The sequence below is a fragment of the Mycobacterium sp. PS03-16 genome, assembly GCF_004570325.1.
Classification (GTDB): Bacteria; Actinomycetota; Actinomycetes; order Mycobacteriales; family Mycobacteriaceae; genus Mycobacterium.
Genome location: NZ_SPQO01000007.1, coordinates 117,136 through 132,531, shown reverse-complemented (window position 1 = coordinate 132,531; position 15,396 = coordinate 117,136). Strand labels below are relative to the sequence as shown.

Annotated in this window: 14 protein-coding genes; 11 read left to right on the top strand and 3 right to left on the bottom strand. The window is 69.2% G+C overall.

From position 1 onward, the window contains the following. Positions 1-27: 27 nt before the first annotated feature. A complete protein-coding gene (locus E4P42_RS08540; protein WP_135125052.1) occupies positions 28-1,245 on the top strand; it encodes an acyl-CoA dehydrogenase family protein in 1,218 nt (405 codons plus the stop codon). A gap of 10 nt (positions 1,246-1,255) precedes the next feature. Here the strand turns inward: E4P42_RS08540 and E4P42_RS08535 are convergent, their stop codons facing one another. Continuing rightward, on the bottom strand, positions 1,256-1,885 hold the full coding sequence (locus E4P42_RS08535; protein WP_135125049.1) for a flavodoxin family protein: 630 nt from the start codon (positions 1,883-1,885) through the stop codon (positions 1,256-1,258). A 116-nt stretch (positions 1,886-2,001) separates the two neighbouring features. Here E4P42_RS08535 and E4P42_RS08530 point away from each other — a divergent pair, with 116 nt between their 5' ends. Beyond that, positions 2,002-2,814 carry an acyl-CoA thioesterase domain-containing protein gene (locus tag E4P42_RS08530; protein WP_135125045.1) on the top strand — a complete coding sequence of 271 codons (813 nt, stop codon included), beginning with the start codon at positions 2,002-2,004 and terminating at the stop codon, positions 2,812-2,814. A gap of 26 nt (positions 2,815-2,840) precedes the next feature. Next, complete coding sequence (locus tag E4P42_RS08525) at positions 2,841-4,322, top strand: FGGY-family carbohydrate kinase (protein ID WP_135125042.1); 1,482 nt, start codon at positions 2,841-2,843, stop codon at positions 4,320-4,322. A gap of 31 nt (positions 4,323-4,353) precedes the next feature. Here E4P42_RS08525 and E4P42_RS08520 read toward each other — a convergent pair whose 3' ends face one another. Continuing rightward, complete coding sequence (locus E4P42_RS08520; RefSeq protein WP_135125039.1) at positions 4,354-5,391, bottom strand: sugar-binding transcriptional regulator; 1,038 nt, start codon at positions 5,389-5,391, stop codon at positions 4,354-4,356. A 117-nt stretch (positions 5,392-5,508) separates the two neighbouring features. On the opposite strand from E4P42_RS08520, the gene eltD reads away from it, so the two are divergent. The 8 genes from eltD to E4P42_RS08480 are packed head-to-tail and all read left to right on the top strand — an operon-like array spanning position 5,509 to position 14,346. Further along, positions 5,509-6,597 (top strand): erythritol/L-threitol dehyrogenase, encoded by a 1,089-nt coding sequence (gene eltD, locus E4P42_RS08515; RefSeq protein WP_135125036.1) that lies wholly within the window; start codon positions 5,509-5,511, stop codon positions 6,595-6,597. A gap of 53 nt (positions 6,598-6,650) precedes the next feature. Then, positions 6,651-8,021, top strand: a complete 1,371-nt coding sequence (locus E4P42_RS08510) for an extracellular solute-binding protein (protein WP_167759413.1) — start codon at positions 6,651-6,653, stop codon at positions 8,019-8,021. A 32-nt stretch (positions 8,022-8,053) separates the two neighbouring features. Then, a complete protein-coding gene (locus E4P42_RS08505; RefSeq protein WP_135125034.1) occupies positions 8,054-9,010 on the top strand; it encodes a carbohydrate ABC transporter permease in 957 nt (318 codons plus the stop codon). 3 nt (positions 9,011-9,013) lie between these two features. Beyond that, positions 9,014-9,892 (top strand): carbohydrate ABC transporter permease, encoded by an 879-nt coding sequence (locus E4P42_RS08500; protein WP_167759406.1) that lies wholly within the window; start codon positions 9,014-9,016, stop codon positions 9,890-9,892. After that, a complete protein-coding gene (locus E4P42_RS08495; RefSeq protein WP_135125021.1) occupies positions 9,892-11,010 on the top strand; it encodes an ABC transporter ATP-binding protein in 1,119 nt (372 codons plus the stop codon). The genes E4P42_RS08500 and E4P42_RS08495 overlap by 1 nt, the downstream gene beginning before the upstream one ends. After that, positions 11,007-12,134 (top strand): ABC transporter ATP-binding protein, encoded by a 1,128-nt coding sequence (locus E4P42_RS08490; RefSeq protein ID WP_135124995.1) that lies wholly within the window; start codon positions 11,007-11,009, stop codon positions 12,132-12,134. The genes E4P42_RS08495 and E4P42_RS08490 overlap by 4 nt, the downstream gene beginning before the upstream one ends. Then, positions 12,131-13,882: a D-erythrulose 4-kinase gene (gene derK, locus E4P42_RS08485; RefSeq protein ID WP_135124993.1), complete on the top strand. Its 1,752-nt coding sequence runs from the start codon at positions 12,131-12,133 to the stop codon at positions 13,880-13,882. The genes E4P42_RS08490 and derK overlap by 4 nt, the downstream gene beginning before the upstream one ends. Then, positions 13,879-14,346: a ribose-5-phosphate isomerase gene (locus E4P42_RS08480; protein WP_135124991.1), complete on the top strand. Its 468-nt coding sequence runs from the start codon at positions 13,879-13,881 to the stop codon at positions 14,344-14,346. Before derK ends, E4P42_RS08480 begins: the two co-directional genes overlap by 4 nt. Before the next feature lie 19 nt (positions 14,347-14,365). Here E4P42_RS08480 and E4P42_RS08475 read toward each other — a convergent pair whose 3' ends face one another. Continuing rightward, a complete protein-coding gene (locus tag E4P42_RS08475; protein WP_245233943.1) occupies positions 14,366-15,268 on the bottom strand; it encodes a glycosyltransferase family 2 protein in 903 nt (300 codons plus the stop codon). Positions 15,269-15,396: the final 128 nt, after the last annotated feature.

The following is a 15,396-nucleotide window of genomic DNA, read 5'->3' as shown; positions in this document are numbered from 1 at the left end:
AGCCGCGCCCACGACAGGAGACTCGCGATGGAGCCCACGTTCTCCCTGGAACTGCCCGACGACGTCGTCTCCGTGCGGGACTGGGTGCACGAATTCGCCCGCGACGTCATCCGGCCCGCCGCGGCCGAGTGGGACGAGCGGGAGGAGACGCCCTGGCCGATCATCGAGGAGGCGGCCAAGGTCGGCCTGTACACCCCTGAGCTGTTCGCGCAGATGGCCGGCGAGTCCAGCGGTCTGGGGCTGCTCACCGTGTTCGAGGAGATGTTCTGGGGCGACGCCGGCATCGCGCTGTCGATCCTGGCCACCGGGCTGGCCGCGGCGGCGCTGGCGTCCAACGGGACGCCGCAGCAGATCGGTGACTGGCTGCCTGCGATGTTCGGCACTCCCGGAGACACGAAGGTCGCCGCCTTCTGTTCCTCGGAGCCCGGCGCCGGATCCGACGTCGGTGCGGTGCGCACCCGGGCGGTGTACGACGAGGCGGCCGACGAATGGGTGCTCAACGGCACCAAGACGTGGGCGACCAACGGCGGGATCGCCAACGTGCACGTCGTCGTGGCGTCGGTGTACCCGGACCTCGGCACCCGCGGCCAGGCCAGCTTCATCGTCCCGCCGGGGACGCGGGGACTGTCGCAGGGGCAGAAGTTCAAGAAGCACGGCATCCGGGCGTCACACACCGCCGAGGTGGTGCTCGACAACGCGCGCATCCCCGGCGACCTCCTCCTCGGTGGCCGGGAGAAGTTCGAACAGCGCGTGGCCCGCGCCCGCGAGGGACAGCGCACCTCCAGCCAGGCCGCGATGGCGACCTTCGAACGCACCCGCCCGTTCGTCGGGGCCATGGCGCTCGGCGTGGCCCGGGCCGCCTACGAGTACGCCCTCGACTACGCCTGCCAGCGCGAGCAGTTCGGCCGCAAGATCGGCGAGTTCCAGGCGGTGGCGTTCAAGCTCGCCGATATGAAGGCCCGCGTCGACGCCTCCCGGATGCTGGTGTGGCGGGCCGGCTGGATGCACCGCAACAACAAACCGTTCACCGCGGCCGAGGGGTCGATGGCCAAACTGCACGCCAGTGAGACCGCCGTCTACGTGACCGACGAGGCCATCCAGATTCTCGGCGGCAACGGCTACACCCGCGACTATCCGGTCGAACGGATGCACCGGGACGCGAAGATCTTCACGATCTTCGAGGGCACCAGCGAGATCCAGCGCCTGGTCATCGGGCGGGCGCTGACGGGACTGCCGATCCGCTGAGAGCGGGTGATCAGGAGTACGCGGGATAGGGGCGTTCACGCAGGACCCGGGCGAGGTGCACCGCGTTGCGGGCGGCGTTGCCGGTGGTGCTCGCGACGGCTTCCGGGGTCTCGTCGAGGTCCTTGAAGTCGCGGCCGCCCATCGCCTCGTCGTTCCAGTAGGTGCAGCCCTGTGCGGCGATGCTGAAGCCGATGTCGTTGAGCGCCTGGAACAGATCGGCCTCGATCTTGTGCGCGCCGTCCTCGTTGCCGACCACCGCGGCGAGCGCAACTTTGCCGACCTGCCGCGGGCGGCCCGCGTCGTCGGTCTCGGACAGCTCGGCGTCGAGGCGCTCGAGGACCCGCTGGGCGACGCTGGACATGTGCCCGACCCACGTCGGGGTGGACACCACCAGGATGTCGGCCGCGACGATCTTCTGCAGGATCGCCGGCCATTCGTCGCCGTCGCCCATATCGGCGTCGGTGCCCGGTTTGATGTCGTAGTCGACGCAGCGGACCGTCTCGCACTCCACCCCGGCCGAGCGCATGTGGGCGAGCAGCTGTTCGGCGATCACGTCGCTGCTCGACTCGGCGGGGCTGGCCTTGAGGGTGCAGATCAGGGCGACGGCACGCAGAGGCGTGGTGTTCTGGGAAGCGGTCATGATCATCGGCTACCCGCCCGCGGCGGGTCGAACCGTCGCGGGGCGGCCGTCACATAGAGGTCATGATGGCGTGGTCGTCGCAGCGTGGTCCTCTCGGCCTGTGCGACGATGCGCGGATGACCGACCGCCGCGCCCACTTCGTCCAGACCGACGACGGGGACTACCAGCCCACCCGGTTCGCGCAGAGCCACTGGGGTGAGGACCACCTCAACGGCCCGGCCGTCGTCGGGTTGGCCGCGCGGGTGCTCGAGGGCGAGTACGGGGACGCCGACTTCCTGCCCGCCCGGTTCACGGTGGATCTGTTCAAGGCCGCGCGCGGGGTGCCGACCACGGTCAAGACCAATCTCGTGCGCGACGGCAGGCGGGTCCGCAACGCGGAATGCGAAGTCGTCCAGGCCGGGGTGACGGTCGCGCGCGCGACCATGGTGCAGTACCGCCGGTCCGAGGCGCCGCGTGGTCGCGAATGGGTGGGCGACGACGCCTTCTCCCCGCCCGCCGCGCTCGACCCGGACCGCGCGATCTACCTGGGCAGCGACGGCACCGGGTGGACGACGTCGATCGCCGAGCACCAGAACGACGCGAGGAAGCGGTCGATGAGCCGGTTGATCGACGTGGTCGAGGGGACGGACAACACCCCGTTCGTGCGGGCTGCGATGGCCGCGGAGGGCACCAGCCTGGTGACCAACCTGGGCACCGCGGGCGTCGGCTACATCAACGGCGACCTCACGGTCGCGCTGGTGCGCCTTCCGCGCGATGAGTGGATCGGCCTGCAGGCCGATTCGCACCGGGTGGCCGACGGCGTCTCGGTGGGCACGGCGACGCTGTTCGACAGCGCCGGCGCCTTCGGCACCGGCATGGTGACCGCGGTGAGCAATCCCGCCGCGCAGATCGACTTCTCCGCCGACCCGTTTCCCTCGAGGATGCACTGAGCCGCGAGGGACGTAGGGTGTCGCGCGTGGATCTGCTGCTGGGGATCGACATCGGGACGGGAAGTACCAAAGGCGTCCTGGTCGACGCATCGGGATCGGTCATCGCGTCGGAGACCATCGCGCATGCGATGAGCCTGCCCCGGCCGGGCTGGGCCGAGGCCGACGCGGAGGCGCTGTGGTGGCGTGAGGTCTGCCAGATCAGCACCGCGCTGACGGCCCAGGTGCCCCGCGGCGGCGCGGTCGCCGGGATGTGTGTCAGCGGCGTCGGACCCTGCCTGGTGCTGTGCGACGACCAGCTCACGCCGTTGCGCCCCGCGATCCTCTACGGTGTGGACACCCGTGCGACCGCCGAGATCGCCTCTTTGACCGAGGAATTCGGCGAGGCTGCGATTCTCGAGCGGGCCGGCACGCTGCTGTCGAGCCAGGCGGTCGGGCCCAAGCTGGAGTGGGTACGCCGGCACGAACCGAAGGTGTTCGACCGCGCCACCGGCTGGTACGGCTCGAACTCCTACATCGCGGCGAAGCTCACCGGCGAGTACGTCATCGACCACCACACGGCCAGTCAGTGCGATCCGCTCTACGCGACCCGCGCCTTCGACTGGAACCACGATTGGGCCCGCCGCATCTGCGGGCATCTGCCGCTGCCGCGGCTGGTGTGGCCGAGCGACGTCGTGGGCACCGTGACCGCTGCCGCGGCCGCCGCGACGGGTGTCCCGGCCGGCACCCCGGTGTCGGCCGGCACGGTGGATGCCTATTCGGAGGCATTCTCGGCGGGGGTACGCCGGCCCGGCGATCAGATGTTGATGTACGGCTCGACGATGTTCCTGGTCCAGGTGATCGACGAGTACTTCAGCGACCCCACGCTGTGGACCACCACCGGCGTCGAGCACGGCAGCCTCGCCCTGGCCGCGGGCACCTCCACCGCGGGCAGCCTGATCGGCTGGCTGCAGGCCACGACCGGAGGGGCCTCGTTCGAGGAGCTCACCGCCGAGGCCGCCGCGGTGCCGCCCGGAAGCGAAGGGTTGCTCATGCTGCCCTACCTGGCCGGGGAACGGACGCCGGTGTTCGACCCCCGGGCCCGCGGCGTGGTGGCCGGGCTGACGCTGCGCCACGGCCGGGGGCATCTGTTCCGTGCGGCCTACGAGGGCATCTCGTTCGGCATCCGGCAGATCCTGGAACGGTTCGACGACGCGCACTCGGGCATCCGCACCGTCGCCGTCGGCGGCGGGCTGCGCAGCCCGGTGTGGGTACAGGCGGTCAGCGACATCACCGGCCGCCCGCAGCTGGTGCCGCGCCAGGCCATCGGCGCCAGCTACGGCGACGCCCTGTTGGCGGCCATCGGCACCGGCGTCGTCCCGCCCGACACCGACTGGACCGAGATCGCCTACGAGGTGGAGCCCGATCCGCGCCACCGCGGACTCTACGACGACCTCTACGCCACCTGGTGCGAGCTCTACCCGGCCACCCGCGCGCAGGTGCACCGGCTGTCGGCGGCCGATCCGGAGTAGCGCGCCTGCGGTCGGTCTCGCCGTGGGCGTCTCAGGCGTCGGCGTGGTCGACGGCGTCGAGGATCGCCGCCGCGGTGGACGGGTCGGTGACGAGCTGGTTGAAGTAGCCGCCGCGCGCGCCGGCGATGATCGAGGCCACCTTGTCGGCGCCGACCGCGACCGCGATGGTCACCGGCACGTGCCGGAGCGCCTCGAGCGCGACCGCGATCAACCGGTCACTGCCCTCGAATTCGACCTCGTGGCCGTCGCTGTCGTAGAACCGCGAACAGACGTCGCCGACGGCGGCGCGCAGCGCGCTCGACCCCGTGGGCACGAACTGCGGGATGTCCGACCGCGACAGCGGCGGTGCTCCGACGCCCATCAGCGCGCACCGCGCGTGCGGCCACAGGTGCAGCACCCGCTGGATGCTCGGATCGTTGAGCAGCGACGGATACAGGTCGGGGCCGGGCAGGGCGGGAGCGAACAGATAGTTCGGCCTGCCGTTGACGCGGTTGGCGACGCGGCGGGTGATCTCGTTGGTCTGGTACCACTCCTCGGGCTGGTCGTTGCCCCCGACGGTCGGGGCGACCAGCACGCCGGGCAGCGGCACCAGGTCGTACTGCGCCACCTCGTACACGGTGCGGCCGGACGAGACCAGCAAGACGTCACCCGGTAGCAGGCCCGCACCCGACAGCGCGCGGCCGACGGCGGGCGCGAGCGCGGCCCCCATCACGTCGACGATGCCGCGGCCCGGGCCGGGACTGGGCAGCGGATGGCTGAGGAAGACCGTGGTCAGCGACAGCGCCCGGGCCACCCGGTCGGCCAAATCCCCGGTCGCCACCTCGGCCGGGGGCACCACCTCGATGCGCACGATGCCGCGCCGCTTGGCCTCGGCGAGCAGGCGGCTGACGGTGGCGCGGCTGGTGCCCAGCTGGCTGGCGACCTCGGCCTGGGTGGCGTCCTCGGTGTAGTAGAGCTTCGCCGCGGCGTAGAGCAGCGAAGCCGGGAAGTGGCCGGCTGAGACGTCGGCGCCGTCCGAGACGGGGCTGTCCACGCCGGCCGGGGGAGATGTCTGTGCGGACCGAGGCACGCTGTCGAGTATGGCATTGAACACATGTTCCTGAACAGATTCTCGCTGAACAGATGTTCTGGACATATGTGCATGGGTTGGTTAATGTGAGCGCAGCCACACCCGAAGGAGCTGCCGATGACCGATCACATTCCGGAGAAGATGCAGGCCGTGGTCTGCCACGGACCGCACGACTACCGGCTCGAGGAGATCGCGGTGCCGCAGCGCGGCCCCGGCGAGGCGTTGATCCGGGTGGAGGCGGTCGGCATCTGTGCCAGCGACCTGAAGTGCTACCACGGCGCGGCCAAGTTCTGGGGCGACGAGAACCGCCCGGCCTGGGCGGAGACAATGGTGATCCCCGGCCACGAATTCGCCGGTACCGTCGTCGAACTCGATGACGAAGCCGCGCAGCGGTGGGGTATCGCGGTCGGCGACCGGGTGGTCTCCGAGCAGATCGTGCCGTGCTGGGAGTGCCGGTTCTGCAAACGCGGCCAGTACCACATGTGTCAGCCGCACGATCTGTACGGCTTCAAGCGCCGGACCCCGGGCGCCATGGCCAGCTACATGGTGTACCCGGCGGAAGCACTGGTGCACAAAGTTTCCCGCGACATCAAACCGCAGCACGCTGCCTTCGCCGAACCGCTGTCGTGCTCGCTGCACGCGGTCGAGCGCGCGCAGATCACGTTCGAGGACACCGTGGTGGTGGCGGGCTGCGGCCCGATCGGTCTCGGCATGGTCGCCGGCGCGCGGGCCAAGAACCCCATGCACGTCATCGCACTCGACATGGCGCCCGAGAAGCTCGAACTCGCCGGCCGGTGCGGCGCCGACATCACGATCAACATCGCCGAACAGGACGCGGTGTCGATCGTGCGAGAACTCACCGACGGCTACGGCGCCGACGTCTACCTCGAGGGCACCGGGCACACCTCCGCGGTGCCCCAGGGCCTGAACCTGCTGCGCAAGCTGGGCCGCTACGTCGAGTACGGCGTCTTCGGCAGCGACGTCACCGTGGACTGGAGCATCATCAGCGATGACAAGGAACTCGACGTCCTCGGCGCGCACCTCGGGCCGTACTGCTGGCCGGCGGCGATCAAGATGATCGAGTCCGGGGTGCTGCCGATGGACGACATCTGCACCCATCAGCTGCCGCTCACCGACTTCCAGAAGGGGCTGGACCTCGTGGCCAGCGGTAAGGAGTCGGTCAAGGTCTCGCTGATCCCGGCGTGAGAGGCATCGAAGACATGAACCGCTTCACGGGACCGCAACTCTCGCGGCGAAACATGCTGGCCGCCATGGGCATTGCCGCTGCGGGCGTACCGGTGCTCTCGGCGTGCGGCGTCGGCGGAAAAGCCAGCGCCCCCAACGGTGCCTCGGAGGTGAGTGGTGGCTTCGACTGGCGCAAGGCCGAGGGGTCGACCATCAACATCCTGCAGACCCCGCACCCCTACCAGCTGTCCTACCAGCCGCTGCTCAAGGAGTTCACCGAGCTGACCGGCATCACCGTCAACGTCGACCTGGTGCCGGAGGCGGACTACTTCACCAAGCTCAACACCGAGCTGGCCGGCGGCTCCGGCAAGCACGACGCGTTCATGCTCGGGGCGTACTTCATCTGGCAGTACGGGCCGCCCGGCTGGATCGAGGATCTGGGGCCCTGGCTGCAGAACACCTCGGCCACCAGTGCCGAATACGACTTCGAGGACATCTTCGAGGGTCTGCGCACCTCGACGCGCTGGGATTTCACGCTGGGCAACCCGCTGGGCACCGGCGGCCAGTGGGCGATCCCGTGGGGCTTCGAGAACAACGTGGTGGCCTACAACAAGCGGGTGTTCGACGAGAAGGGCATCACCAGGCTGCCCGACAACCTCGACGACTTCATCCAGCTCGCCGTCGACCTGACCGACCGCGCCAACAACCAGTACGGCATCTCGACGCGCGGGTCCAAGTCGTGGGCGACCATCCATCCGGGCTTCATGACGCAGTACAGCCGCCAGGGTGCGGTCGACTACACCTTCGACGGGCGCGAACTGGTGGCCGAGATGGCCAGCGACAAGGCCATCGAGTTCACCGAGAAGTGGATCGCGATGCAGCACGAGGCCGGCCCGACGTCGTGGACCACGTACGACTATCCCAATGCCACAGGTGATCTCGGTGACGGGAAGGCGATGATGGTGTTCGACGCCGACAGCGCCACATACCCGAAGAACAAGCCGGGGGCGAGCAAGGAGGCCGGCAACCTCGGCTGGTACGCCGGGCCCGCCGGTCCGGACGGGAACTACAAGACCAACCTGTGGACGTGGAGTTGGGCGATGAGCGCGAACTCCCGCAACAAGCTGCCCGCGTGGTTGTTCATCCAATGGGCCACCGGCAAGGAGTCGATGAACAAGGCCGTCGAGGCCGGCAAGTACGCCGACCCGGTCCGCAAGTCGGTGTTCGACACCACGTTCAAGCGGGTCGCCGCCGACCAGTTCGGCTACCTGGAGGCGTTCGAGACCGTGATCGGTGAGTCGAAGATCCAGTTCACGCCGCAGAAGGCGTTCTTCGACACCACGCAGAACTGGGCCGTCGCGCTGCAGGACATCTACGGCGGGGACGACGCCGCGTCACGACTGCGCAGCCTGGCCAAGACCAACACCTCCAAGGTCAACCTCTAGGAGCCGTGTCCCATGAAAGAGCAGGGCAATCCATGACCACTCAGACCCCCAAGGCGCCGGAGACGTCGCCCGAGCAGCCGTCCCGGGCGCCGGGCGGCGCGCTCCCGGAGGTGCCGGGCTGGCGGCGCCGGCTGCGGCCCTACCTGTTGTCGATCCCCGCACTGGTGATCGTCATCGGGATCCTGTACCCGTTCTTCGTCGGCGCGTACTACGCCTTCCTCAACTACGCGGCGGTCAATCCCGACCCGCACTTCATCTGGTTCGAGAACTTCCGGTCGGTGCTGGGTGACCAGATCTTCTGGGAGAGCGTGAAGGTCACCGGCATCTTCGCGATCGTGGCCACCGCGGTCGAGACGGTGCTGGGGGTGGGACTGGCGCTGCTGCTCAACCGGTCCTCGCTGATCGGCTCGTTGTTCGAGAAGGTGCTGATCCTGCCCCTGATGATCGCGCCGGTGATCGCCGGTGTGATCTGGAAACTGATGTTCAACCCGCAGTTCGGCATCCTCAACCACGTTCTGGGACTGGGCAACACGTTCGACTGGCTGTCGGCGGACAACGCTCTGCTTTCGGTGATGCTGGTCGACCTGTGGATCTTCACGCCGTTCGTGGCGATCCTGGTGCTGGCCGGGATCCGGTCACTGCCCAAGGAGCCGTTCGAGGCCTCGGCGGTCGACGGGGCCAGCTGGTTCTACATGTTCCGCAAGCTGATGCTGCCGATGCTGTGGCCCTACATCCTGGTCGCGGTCATCTTCCGGTTCATGGACAACCTCAAGGTGTTCGACCACATTTACGTGCTGACCGCTGGTGGGCCCGGAATCGCCACCCGCACACTGCAGATCGGGGCGTTCGAGGATTCGATCATCAACCTCAACTACTCCCGCGGCAGCACCTACATGCTGCTGCTGTGGATCATCGTGTTCATCACCGCGCGCTACCTGGTGAGCGTGTTGGGCAAGGCGCAGCGTCGCGCTGCCGGAGCGGAGTCGTAGACCATGGCCATCATGCGCAGAACCGAGCTGATGCCCGGGCAGAAGCGGCTGTCGATCGGATCGGTCGCCGCTGACGTCGGACTGGTGTTCTGGTTCCTGTTCTCGCTGTTCCCGATCTTCTGGATGCTGATGCTGGCCCTGAAGAACGCTGAACAGCAGACCACCACGTACTTCTCGTTCAGCCCGACGTGGTCGAACTTCGCCACCGTGCTGTCCGACAAGGGCACCCAGATGACCAGCGTCGATTTCAAGACGTCGCTGCTGACCAGCCTGATCAACTGCGGTGGCGCGGTGATCGTCTCGCTGGTGATCGGCATCCCCGCCGCCTATGCGGCCGGCCGCTGGCAGTACCGCGGCAGCAACGACCTGATGTTCCAGATGCTGTCGTTCCGATTCGCCCCGGAGCTCATGGTCATCGTGCCGCTGTTCGTGATCTACAACCAGATCGGGCTGTTCGACACCAAGGTCGGCATGATCTGGGTGCTGCAGCTGGTGACGATGCCGCTGGTGGTCTGGATCCTGCGGTCCTACTTCCAGGACCTGCCCGAGGATCTGGAACAGGCCGCGCTGCTCGACGGCTACACCCGCAAGCGGGCGTTCGTCATGGTCGCGCTGCCGATCGTGCGGCCGGGGATCGCCGCCGCGGCGCTGCTGGCGTTCATCTTCGCGTGGAACAACTACGTGTTCCCGCTCATCCTGGCCGACACCAATGCCGGCACCGTCACCGTGGCGATCACCAAGTTCCTCGGCGGCGGCGGTCAGGCCTACTACAACCTCACGGCCGCGGCGGCACTCATCGCGGCACTCCCGCCCCTGATCCTGGCGCTGACCATTCAGCGCTACCTGGTACGGGGCCTGTCGTTCGGGGCGGTGAAAGCCTGATGGCCACGGTATCGATCAACGAGTTGCGCAAGCATTACGGCAAGAACGACAGGATGATCCGAGCGGTCGACGGTGTGTCGGTCGACATCGCCAACGGCGAGTTCTTCGTCATCCTCGGCCCGAGCGGCGCCGGAAAGACCACGACGCTCAAATCGATCGCCGGACTGGTCGACATCGACGGCGGCACCGTGCACATCGGGGGCCGCGACGTCACCCGCGTCGAGCCCTACCACCGCAACGTGGCGATGGCGTTCGAGAGCTACGCGCTCTACCCCCAGAAGACCGTCAGCGAGAACCTGGCCTCACCGCTGAAGTCCGGCCGCACCGGGCGCTACACCGAGGCCCAGCGCACCGAGCGCATCGATCAGGTGACCTCCACACTGGGGATCAACCACCTGCTCAAGCGCTTCCCGCGGGAGCTGTCCAACGGGCAGCGCCAGCGCGTGGCGCTGGGCCGGGTGCTCGTGCGGCCGGCCGACATCTACCTGCTCGACGAGCCGCTGAGCCATCTCGACGCCAAACTGCGCGCCGCGATGCGCGCCGAGCTCAAACAATTCGGCGCGATGTCGGACACCACCACGCTCTACGTCACCCACGACTACCAGGAGGCGCTGGCGCTGGGGGACCGGATCGCGGTGATGCGGGAGGGCCGGCTGGTGCAGATCGGCACACCCGAACAGATCTGGCGCCGCCCCGCGGACACGTTCGTCGCCAAGGCGCTCGGCCAGCCCGAGATCAACCTGCTCGACGGCGTGGTCGACGACGGGCGGATCCGCCTCGGTGACGGGTCGATCGAGGTGCCCATCCCGGCCGACGCCGAGGTCGACCGCGGTGACCGGGTCCGGGTCGGTCTGCGCCCCAGCGACATTCACGTCACCGAAGGGGAGGGCTCGCTGCGCGGACGGGTCCTGCTCGCCGAGCGGCTGGGCCGCAACATCGAGCTGACCGTCGACTGCGGGGGCACTCAGCTGATCGTGCTCACCTCGGGGCGGCACGGGGTCGGCGAGGGCGACAACGTGACCATGCGGGTCGCCGACACCGATGTGCACGTCTTCGCCACCGGCGACGGCGACACGGCGCGACTGGGCGCCGACAAGACACTGGAGGCAGCGCAGTGACCGTGACGACCGAGGCAGCCAAGACCGCGACGGCCCAGAGCCTCACCCTGGAGAACCTGGTCAAGACCTACGCCTCCCGTGGGCGCGAGAGCGTCACCGCGGTCAAGGGCATCGACCTGGCCATCGAACCGGGCGAACTGGTCGCACTGCTGGGCCCGTCCGGATGCGGCAAGACCACCACGCTGCGGATGATCGCCGGCCTGGAGACCGTCACCAGCGGCTCGATCAGGATCGGGGAGCGGGAGATCTCCCAGCTGCCCGCGGCCAAGCGGGGCATCGGGGTCGGCTTCGAAAGCTATGCGCTCTATCCGCCGCTGTCGGTGCGCGAGAACCTGCTCTACGGGCTCAAGGCGCGCAAGGTCAAAGGTGCTGAGCAGATGGTCGATTCGATCAGCCGCCGCCTCGAGATGGACGAGCTCATGCACCTCCGGCCGGCCGGGCTGTCCAGCGGTCAGAAGCAGCGGGTGGCGCTCGCGCGGGCGCTGGTGCGCAACCCACCGGTGCTATTGCTCGACGAACCGCTCAGCCACCTCGACGCCTCCGCACGCCAGCGCGTGCGCCGGGAACTCAAAGTGCTGCAACGCGAATTCGGCTACACCACGATCGTGGTCACCCACGACCAGGTGGAGGCGCTCTCGCTGGCCGACCGGCTGGCCGTGATGGATGCCGGTGTCGTGCAGCAGTTCGGCACGCCCGACGAGGTCTTCGACGATCCGGCCAACCTGTTCGTCGCGCAGTTCGTCGGCGAACCGCAGATCAACGTGCTGCGCGGCACCACGACGGTGCGCGACGGCAAGGTCAGCGTTCGGATCGGCGACGGCAACGGCGCACTGCACACCGTCGTCACCGACGTCGCCGATGAGACCCAGGTCACGGTGGGTGTGCGGCCGCAGGACTGCGCGATCACCACCGACCCCGGACAGGGCATCACCGCGACCGTGGCGTACTTCGAACACCTCCTCGAGTTCGGTCTGACCACAAGTACGGTGTCAGGCATGGAGGAGGGCATCGTGGTGCAGACGCCTGCCGCGCAGAGGTACGAACCGGAGCAGAAGGTGGTGGTGACGGCGCCGCCGGAGCGGGTCTACCTGTTCGACGCCGACACCGGAGCGCGGCTGCGATGACCAAGCTCTACAACGACCCCGCCCGCTTCACCGAGGACATGCTCGCCGGCTTTCTCGACGCGAACGCGCGGTACGTCGCCGGGGTGCCCGGCGGTGTGGTGCGCGCACAGGAGACCCGGCCCGGCAAGGTGGCCGTGGTGATCGGCGGCGGGTCCGGGCACTACCCGGCGTTCTGCGGCACCGTCGGCGTGGGATTCGCCGACGGCGCGGTGGTCGGCAACGTGTTCACCTCGCCGTCGGCCGAGGAGGCGGCCTCGGTGGCCCGCGCCGCACACGGCGACGCCGGGGTGCTGCTCACCACCGGCAACTACGCCGGTGACGTGATGAACTTCGGCCTGGCCGTGACGCAACTGCGCAACGAGGGCATCGACGCGCGGTACTTCGCGGTCACCGATGACATCGCCAGCGCGCCGGCCGGGGAAGAAGCCAAGCGGCGCGGGATCGCCGGTGACTTCACGGTGTTCAAATGCGCGAGCGCCGCCGCCGAAGAGGGCCTCGACCTCGACGGGGTCGAACGTGTGGCGCAGGCGTCGAACGCGGCCACGCGCACGCTCGGTGTCGCGTTCGACGGATGCACGCTGCCTGGCGCCGATCATCCGCTGTTCACCGTGCCGGACGGGCAGATGGGCGTCGGGCTCGGCATCCACGGCGAGCCGGGTGTGGCCGAGGAACCGATGCCGACCGCCGCCGGCCTGGCCGGCACGCTGGTCGACGGCGTGCTCGCCGACAAACCCGCGGAGGCGTCCTCGACGCGGATCGCGGTGATCCTCAACGGACTCGGCCGCACCAAGTACGAGGAACTGTTCGTCGTGTGGGGTGAGGTGGCCCGGCTGCTGCGCGAGCGCGGCTACGAGATCATCGAACCCGAGGTCGGCGAACTGGTCACCAGCCTCGACATGGCCGGCTGCTCGCTGACCGTCATGTGGCTCGACGAGGAACTCGAGCGGTACTGGACCGCCCCCGCCGACACTCCGGCCTACCGCAAAGGTGCTGCGACACAGGACACTTCATCGGCACGCCGCACCGGTGCGGCCGCCGGCGCGGCCGCGGCCGCACCCGCGCTGCGCGAGCTCGCCGACGACGCAGGCCGCCGGGGCGGCGAGCTCGTGTCGCGGATCTTCGACGCGATGGCGGCCATGCTCGCCGAGGCCGAGGACGAACTCGGCCGCATCGACGCGGTCGCCGGCGACGGCGACCACGGCCGCGGCATGGTCAAGGGGTCGTCGGCCGCACGCGACGCGGCCGCCCGCGCCGTCGCCGACGGCGGGGGGCAGGGTTCGGTGCTGGCCGCCGCCGGTAAAGAGTGGGCGGCCAAGGCCGGCGGCACCTCCGGGGTGCTGTGGGGCGCGATGCTCGGCGCGCTGGGCGCCCGCCTCGGCGACACCGGGAAACCCGACTCGGCGACCGTCGCGGCGGGAATACGCGACGGCTACAACGCGCTGATTCAGTTGGGCGGGGCCGCACCCGGCGACAAGACCATGCTCGACGCGCTGCTCCCGTTCGTGGAGGAACTCGAACGGCGGGTCGGGGACGGGGAACCGTGGCAGCAGGCGTGGCCGGCGGCCGCGCAGACGGCCACCGAGGCCGCCGAGGCGACCGCACACCTGCGCCCCAAGGTGGGCCGGGCCCGGCCCCTGGCCGAACGCAGCGTCGGCACCCCCGATGCCGGTGCGACCTCGCTGGCGATGTGCGCCCGCGTCGCCGCCCAGCACCTCACCACCACCGCGGAAGGAAACAACGCGACATGACCTCGAGTCTTCGCATCGTCGTCGGCTCCGACGACGCCGGTTACGAATACAAGGAAGCGCTCAAGGGGGATCTCAAGGCCGACTCGCGCGTCGCCGAGGTCACCGATGTAGGTGTCGGCACCGACGAGGACACCGCCTACCCGCACATCGCGGTGGCCGCGGCCCGGCTGGTTGCCGAGGGCAAGGCCGACCGCGCGCTGCTGGTCTGCGGCACCGGTCTCGGGGTGGCGATCGCCGCCAACAAGGTGCCCGGCATCCGCGCGGTGACCGCGCACGACAGCTTCTCCGTCGAGCGGTCGGTGCTGTCGAACGACGCGCAGGTGCTGTGCTTCGGTCAACGTGTCGTCGGCCTGGAGCTGGCGCGCCGGCTGGCCCGCGAGTGGCTCGGCTACGAGTTCGACCCCGCCAGCAAGTCCGCCGACAAGGTCGAGGCGATCTGCGGCTACGAGCCGGCCACCAACTGACTCGACGCCCCGCCGGGGACTACGCGCTCTCGCGGTCCTCGGCGGGCGGCTGATAACCGTCCAGGAAGCTGGTCTTCGGGCGCAGGAACCCCGGCCGGGGTAACCGCATGTCCGGCTTGAGCGCCGCAGGCCCCACCGACGACCACACCGTGGACGCGGGCTTCTTCGACGAGCGGATGCCGAAATCCCGCGCCAGGTGCGATCGGTATGGCATACCCGGACCCAGCAGGAAGTTGCCGCTGTGGTTTTCGCCGGTGTCGACCTGGTACACCGATCCGGCGAACGGCAGGGGCCGTAGGACACGCCCGCGGTCCTTCCACCACTCCAGCGCGTGCCGGTGATCGGCCAGGACACGCTCGAGTTTGTCCCCGAACGCGTCGGCGATCTGGTGCTGTGACGCGGTGACCGCGAGGTCCGCGGGTACCTCGTACGCGTCGAGCGGGAGGATGAACGAGGTGCCGCAGATCCGGAACAGGCGGAAGCGCGGCGCGTAGGCGTTGCGGGCCCGCGAGTACATGAACCCGCGCTTGACCACCCACCCGGGGCTGGCGGGATGCGCGCGCGCGAACGCCGCGAGCTCCCGGTGCACGAAGTCGTCAGCGTCGACCAGCATCGCGTAGCGGGCGCCGAGGACCCGCGCCGCCACCAGGCCGACGCCGACCTTGGTGCCCTTGTCCCACACGAATGGCGCCATCCCCGTTTGCGGCCCGCGGTGGGCGGTGGGCGGGGGGAAGTCCACCTCGACGAAGTGCGCCCGGTCGGGCAGCGCGAACGACGGCCGCCGGTTGCCCACGATCAGCACGGCGTAGTGGTCACACGTCTGCCGGGTGATCGACGCCAGTGTGTCGGCCAGCAGCGCTTCGACGCGACCGTAGTCCGCGGAATTGCGAGGGTGGCGCAGCGTGGTGATGAAGGCCAGCATCAGCGATCGCCTCCGGCCGTGCCGGTGGCGACGCAGCAAAAGTTTGCGGCCCGAAGGTGGTGTGGGGCCGGTGGATCGGTGCGCAGGGCCAGCTGCGTGGCGTGAGGAGCGTCACCCCGGCGGTGTTG

Coding starts and splice junctions, on each gene's coding strand:
- E4P42_RS08475 (WP_245233943.1), bottom strand. CDS start 15,268: ATGCTGGCCTTCATCACCACGCTGCGCCACCCTCGCAATTCCGCGGAC.
- E4P42_RS08510 (WP_167759413.1), top strand. CDS start 6,651: ATGCTGGCCGCCATGGGCATTGCCGCTGCGGGCGTACCGGTGCTCTCG.
- E4P42_RS08500 (WP_167759406.1), top strand. CDS start 9,014: ATGGCCATCATGCGCAGAACCGAGCTGATGCCCGGGCAGAAGCGGCTG.
- eltD (WP_135125036.1), top strand. CDS start 5,509: ATGACCGATCACATTCCGGAGAAGATGCAGGCCGTGGTCTGCCACGGA.
- E4P42_RS08530 (WP_135125045.1), top strand. CDS start 2,002: ATGACCGACCGCCGCGCCCACTTCGTCCAGACCGACGACGGGGACTAC.
- E4P42_RS08480 (WP_135124991.1), top strand. CDS start 13,879: ATGACCTCGAGTCTTCGCATCGTCGTCGGCTCCGACGACGCCGGTTAC.
- E4P42_RS08505 (WP_135125034.1), top strand. CDS start 8,054: ATGACCACTCAGACCCCCAAGGCGCCGGAGACGTCGCCCGAGCAGCCG.
- E4P42_RS08495 (WP_135125021.1), top strand. CDS start 9,892: ATGGCCACGGTATCGATCAACGAGTTGCGCAAGCATTACGGCAAGAAC.
- derK (WP_135124993.1), top strand. CDS start 12,131: ATGACCAAGCTCTACAACGACCCCGCCCGCTTCACCGAGGACATGCTC.
- E4P42_RS08540 (WP_135125052.1), top strand. CDS start 28: ATGGAGCCCACGTTCTCCCTGGAACTGCCCGACGACGTCGTCTCCGTG.
- E4P42_RS08535 (WP_135125049.1), bottom strand. CDS start 1,885: ATGACCGCTTCCCAGAACACCACGCCTCTGCGTGCCGTCGCCCTGATC.